Source organism: Microbacterium sp. (assembly GCF_039812165.1).
Classification (GTDB): Bacteria; Actinomycetota; Actinomycetes; order Actinomycetales; family Microbacteriaceae; genus Microbacterium.
In genome coordinates, this window is record NZ_JBDIAB010000198.1 from 1 (window position 1) to 5,140 (window position 5,140).

The 5,140-nt window shown below is 74.3% G+C and carries 5 protein-coding genes; 1 reads left to right on the forward strand and 4 read right to left on the reverse strand.

The window, feature by feature from the left end; translation table 11 throughout:
- Positions 1-657: AMP-binding protein (locus WML84_RS12670; RefSeq protein ID WP_347346501.1), on the forward strand; the 657-nt coding region annotated here is incomplete at its 5' end.
- Between the two features lie 207 nt (positions 658-864).
- Here WML84_RS12670 and WML84_RS12675 read toward each other — a convergent pair.
- From WML84_RS12675 to WML84_RS12690, 4 genes are all read right to left on the reverse strand, one after another.
- On the reverse strand, positions 865-1,176 hold the full coding sequence (locus WML84_RS12675; RefSeq protein ID WP_347346502.1) for a YciI family protein: 312 nt from the start codon (positions 1,174-1,176) through the stop codon (positions 865-867).
- Between the two features lie 7 nt (positions 1,177-1,183).
- Positions 1,184-3,547, reverse strand: a complete 2,364-nt coding sequence (ligA, locus tag WML84_RS12680) for an NAD-dependent DNA ligase LigA (RefSeq protein WP_347346503.1) — start codon at positions 3,545-3,547, stop codon at positions 1,184-1,186.
- Between the two features lie 50 nt (positions 3,548-3,597).
- Entirely contained in the window at positions 3,598-4,695 is a 1,098-nt protein-coding gene (mnmA, locus tag WML84_RS12685; RefSeq protein WP_347346504.1) for a tRNA 2-thiouridine(34) synthase MnmA, read from the reverse strand.
- 9 nt (positions 4,696-4,704) lie between these two features.
- Positions 4,705-5,140 (reverse strand): aminotransferase class V-fold PLP-dependent enzyme (locus WML84_RS12690; protein ID WP_347346505.1); only part of this gene is annotated, 436 nt, incomplete at its 5' end.

Genomic DNA, 5,140 nt, shown 5'->3' on the forward strand with positions numbered 1-5,140 from the left:
GAGGCCACCGGCGGCTACCTCGTCGAGGGCTACGGGCTCTCGGAGTGCTCCCCCGTGCTCATGGCGAACCCCGTCGCCGACAACCGGGTGCCGGGCACCGTCGGGCTGCCGCTGCCGGGCACCGAGTGCCGCGTGGTCGACCCCGAGGAGCCGACCCGCGACGTCGCCCCGGGCGAGCGCGGCGAGCTGCTCGTGCGCGGCCCGCAAGTGTTCCAGGGGTACTTCGACAGGCCGGACGAGACGGATGCCGTGTTCGTCGACGGCTGGTTCCGCACCGGCGACATCGTGCAGATCGACGAGGCCGGGTTCGTCCGCATCGTCGACCGCATCAAGGAGCTCGTCATCACCGGCGGCTTCAACGTGTCGCCCACCGAGGTGGAGAACGCGCTGCGGCGGCATCCGGACGTCGCCGACGTCGCCGTCGTCGGACTCCCCAGCGGCCACTCGGGCGAGGAGGTCGTGGCCGCGATCGTGGCCGAGCCCGGCCGCGGCGACCTCGACCTGGAGAGCGTCCGCGCGTTCGCGCGCGACGAGCTCGCCGCCTACAAGGTGCCGCGGCGCCTGTTCGTGGTCGACGAGCTGCCGAAGTCGCTCATCGGCAAGGTGCTGCGACGCCGGGTGCGCGACCAGCTGCTGGAGCGCACGAGCGGCGACTGACCTACACCCGGATCTCGTCCCGCGGCATCGGGCGCCGACCGTTGCGCAACTCGCGAACCGGCACATCCGTCATGCGACCACCGCAGCTCTGCGTAGCCGTGCCCAGCAGATTCACGCTCGGAGGTCTCCCGGGCGCGGCTGCACCCAGCTCGGGTTCGCGCAGCCGTCGTCGATGGAAAGCGGCCCCACCGGTCGTCGTAGGTCAGCTCAGATCAGGCCGTCGCGCGCGACGGCCACGCGGTACGGGTGGAGGGTGGCGAGGAACAGCCCTCCCGCGATGGCGGGGTCGGCGTCCGTGACGGCCCGTGCGGCGGCCTCGTCCGGAGCCTCGAAGATCGCGATGCCGAACGGCTCGGGCTCCTGCGTGCGTCCGGCGAGGATCAGGATGCCGCGCTCCTGCAGCGCCACGAGGTAGTCGAAGTGCGCGCCGGCGAGGGCGGCCTCGTCCGGCGTCGGGTCCTGAGCCATGCCGGGCCGCGCGGGCACGATCCGGTACAGCCACTGCGTGTGCTCGCTCATGGGTCGATCATCCCGCGTCGGGCGCCAGGGCATCCAGCGCCTCGGGGCCCTGCTCGACGAGGATGCGGAACTGAGCCGCGTCGAGGATCCGCACGCCGAGCGTCTCGGCCTTCGCGAGCTTCGACCCGGCGCCGGGCCCCGCCGCGACGAAGTCGGTCTTCTTCGACACGCTCGACGCCGCCTTGCCGCCGGCGCGGATGATCGCCTCCTGGGCGCCCTCGCGCGTGTAGCCCTCGAGCGACCCGGTCGCCACGACCGTCAGCCCCTCGAGCACTCCCCCCGCGGCCGCCGCGGCGCCGGGGCCGCCGTGCCCGGGCGTCGCCAGGCGGGCGCCCGCCGCCTGCCATCGCTCGACGATGTCGCGATGCCACTCGACCTCGAACCAGTCGACGACCGCGTCGGCGATGATGCCGCCGACGCCCTCGACCGCGGCGAGCTCCTCGCGCGACGCCGCGCGGATCGCCTCGATCGACCCGAACCACTCCGCGAGCGCACGGGCCGCGACCGGACCCACGTGACGGATGTTGAGGGCGACCAGGAACCGCCACAGCTCCTTCGTCTTCGCCTTCTCGAGCTCGGCGAGGAGCTTCACCGCGGCCTCGGAGGGCAGGACCTCCCGGTGATCCTTGCGGATGCCGGCGCTCCGTCGCTCCGCCGGGCTCATGCTCTCGGTGCCCGGCGGGTACGACGCGGGGCCGAGCTTCTGGAACGGCGTGCGCCGCACCGGCTCGCCGTTCTCGTCGACCTTGGGCTCGCCCGTCTCGGCGTCGCGCACCACGACCTCGATGGGCACGAGCTGCTCGAGCGTCAGGTCGAACAGGCCCGCCTCGGTCTCGAGCGGCGCCGCCGACGGGGGCTCGGCCTGCGTCAGCGCGGCCGCGGTGACCTCGCCGAGCACCTCGATGTCGAGCGCCCCGCGCGAGCCGATGTGCTCCACGCGTCCGCGCACCTGCGCGGGGCACGCCCGCGTGTTCGGACAGCGCAGGTCGATGTCGCCCTCCTTCGAGGGAGCGAGCGTCGCACCGCACTCGGGGCACAGCGTCGGCATGACGAACTCCCGCTCGGTGCCGTCGCGGAGCTCGGCGACCGGCCCGAGGATCTCGGGGATGACGTCGCCGGCCTTGCGGAGCACCACCATGTCGCCGATCAGCACGCCCTTGGCCTTGACCACGTCCTGGTTGTGGAGCGTCGCCTGCCGCACCACGCTGCCCGCCACGCGCGCCGGCGCCATCACCGCGAACGGCGTCGCACGGCCGGTGCGGCCGACCGAGACCACGATGTCGAGCAGCCTCGTGTTCACCTGCTCGGGCGGGTACTTGTACGCGATCGCCCACCGCGGGGCGCGGCTCGTCGCCCCCAGCTCGTCGTGGAGCGCGAGGTCGTCGACCTTCACGACGATGCCGTCGAGCTCGTGCTCGACGTCGTGCCGGTGCTCGCCGTAGTGCGCGACGAACGCGAGCACGCCGTCGACGTCGTCGGCGGTGCGGAAGTAGGGGCTCGTCGGCAGACCCCATCCGGCCAGCAGCCCGTAGATCTCGCTCTGCGACGCCACCGGCGGCGCCTGCCACGCGCCGATGCCGTGCACGAAGAGCCGCAGCGAATGCAGACGCGCCTCGCCCGCCTCGCGCTCCAGGCCGCGCTTCTTGTCCAGCTGCTGGCGGAGCCCGCCGCTCGCGGCGTTGCGGGGATTGGCGAACGCCGCGAACCGGCGGGCGGCGCTCCGCGTCGCCTTCTCCTCGTCGACGCCGCGCTCGACGCCCTCGGCGACCACGCGGTCGCGCATGCGCCCCTGCAGCGCGTTGAGCTCGTCGAACGCGGCCACCGGGATGAACACCTCGCCGCGCACCTCGACGAGCGCGGGATGCCCGCTCCCGGCCAGGCGCTGCGGGATGCCGGCGACGCGCACCGCGTTGACCGTGACGTCCTCGCCGACCCGTCCGTCGCCTCGCGTCGCCGCCGACACGAGCACCCCGTGCTCGTAGCGGAGGCTGATGGCGAGCCCGTCGATCTTGAGCTCGGTGAGCCAGCGGACCTGCGTTCCGGCGGCATCCTGCGCCTTGACGCACCACTCGCGGAGCTCGTCGGCGCTGAACACGTTGTCGAGGCTCAGCATGCGCTCGGCGTGCGTCACGGGCGCGAACAGCGAGCTCTCGGCCGCGCCGACCGTGAGCGTCGGCGAGTCCTGCCCCTGCAGCTCGGGGAACAGCCGCTCGATCTCCTCGAGCCGCCGCATCCACGAGTCGTAGGTCGCGTCGTCCACGATCTCGGCGTCGCGCCCGTAGTAGGCGTCGCGCGCGTCGAGGATCAGGCCGGTCAGGCGCTCGGTCTCGGGGCGCGCCTGCTCGAGCGTCAGTTCGGTGGCGTCGGTCACCCCGTCAGTCTAGGGACGGGCTCCGACATCGCGGCGCGGTGCGGGAGACGTCACGCGGGGACGGGCACGGCCGACACGGTGCGGTCGATCGTGAACTGGCCGATCACGCGCGTGCCGTCGTAGAGCACCGCCGTCTGCCCCGGCGCGACGCCGTCGAACGGATGCCGCGGCCGCACCGTCACGCCCCGCTCGTCGAGCACGGCCACCGCCGGCACCGGGTCGGCGTGCGCGCGGATCTGCGCCTCGCAGGCGAACCCGCCGGCATCCGGCGCCCTCCCCGCCCACGAGAACCGCTCCCCCGCGATCTCCGCCGTCGCGAGAGCCTCCTTCGGGCCCACCACGACCGTGTTCGACACGGGCCGCACCTCCAGCACGAACCGCGGCCGGCCGTCGGGCGCCGGCACCCCGAGGTTGAGCCCGCGACGCTGGCCGACCGTGAACGCGTGCGCCCCCTCGTGGCTGCCCACGACGGCGCCGGTGCGGTCGACGACCTCGCCCGCGGCCGGGCCGACGCGCTCGGCGAGCCACCCGCGGGTGTCGCCGTCGGGGATGAAGCAGATGTCGTGGCTGTCCGGCTTGTGCGCGACCGTGAGCCCCCGGGCCTCGGCCTCGGCCCGCACGAGCGCCTTCGACGGCGTGTCTCCGAGCGGGAAGAGCGTGTGGGCGAGCTGGTCGGCGTCGAGCACGCCCAGCACGTACGACTGGTCCTTCGCGGCGTCCGACGCGCGATGCAGCTCCCGTCCGTCCGGGCCGTCCACGAGCAGCGCGTAGTGGCCGGTGCACACCGCGTCGAACCCGAGCTCGAGCGCGCGCTCGAGGAGCGCGGCGAACTTGATCCGTTCGTTGCAGCGCATGCACGGGTTGGGGGTGCGGCCGGCCCGGTACTCCGCGACGAAGTCCTCCACCACGTCGTCGCGGAAGCGCTCGGAGAAGTCCCACACGTAGAACGGGATGCCGAGACGGTCGGCCGCGCGCCGGGCGTCCATGGCGTCCTCGATCGTGCAGCACCCCCGACTGCCGGTGCGGAGCGTGCCGCCCGCGCGCGAGAGCGCGAGGTGCACGCCGACGACGTCGTGCCCCGCGTCGACGGCCCGAGCGGCCGCGACGGCGGAGTCGACGCCGCCGCTCATCGCCGCCAGGATCCGCATCGGTCCAGTCTACGAGCGCGAGCCGGACCCGGCACCGGAGCCGGCGCCGGCCGCGACCGCGCGCCGGTACGCGTCCGGCAGCGCCGCCAGGAGCGCGTCGACGTCCGCGTCGGTCGAGGTGCGCCCGAGCGTGATCCGCAGCACCTCGCGCGCGGCGCGGTCGTCGTGGCCGAGCGCGCGCACGACGTGCGAGGGCTCGGTCACGCCGGCCTGGCACGCGGCGCCGGTCGAGACGGCGACCCCCGCGGTGTCGAGGAGGAACAGCAGCGTCTCCCCCGCGGCATCCGGGAACCGCGCGTGCACGTTGCCCGGCAGGCGTCGCACCGGGTCGCCGAGCAGCTCGGCATCGGGCACGAGGCGGCGGATGCCGTCGCGCAGCCGGTCGCGGAGGGCGCCGACGCGCACGGCCTCGGCGTCGCGATCCTCGAGCGCGGCCTCGAGCGCG

Coding starts and splice junctions, on each gene's coding strand:
- mnmA (WP_347346504.1), bottom strand. CDS start 4,695: ATGCGGATCCTGGCGGCGATGAGCGGCGGCGTCGACTCCGCCGTCGCG.
- WML84_RS12675 (WP_347346502.1), bottom strand. CDS start 1,176: ATGAGCGAGCACACGCAGTGGCTGTACCGGATCGTGCCCGCGCGGCCC.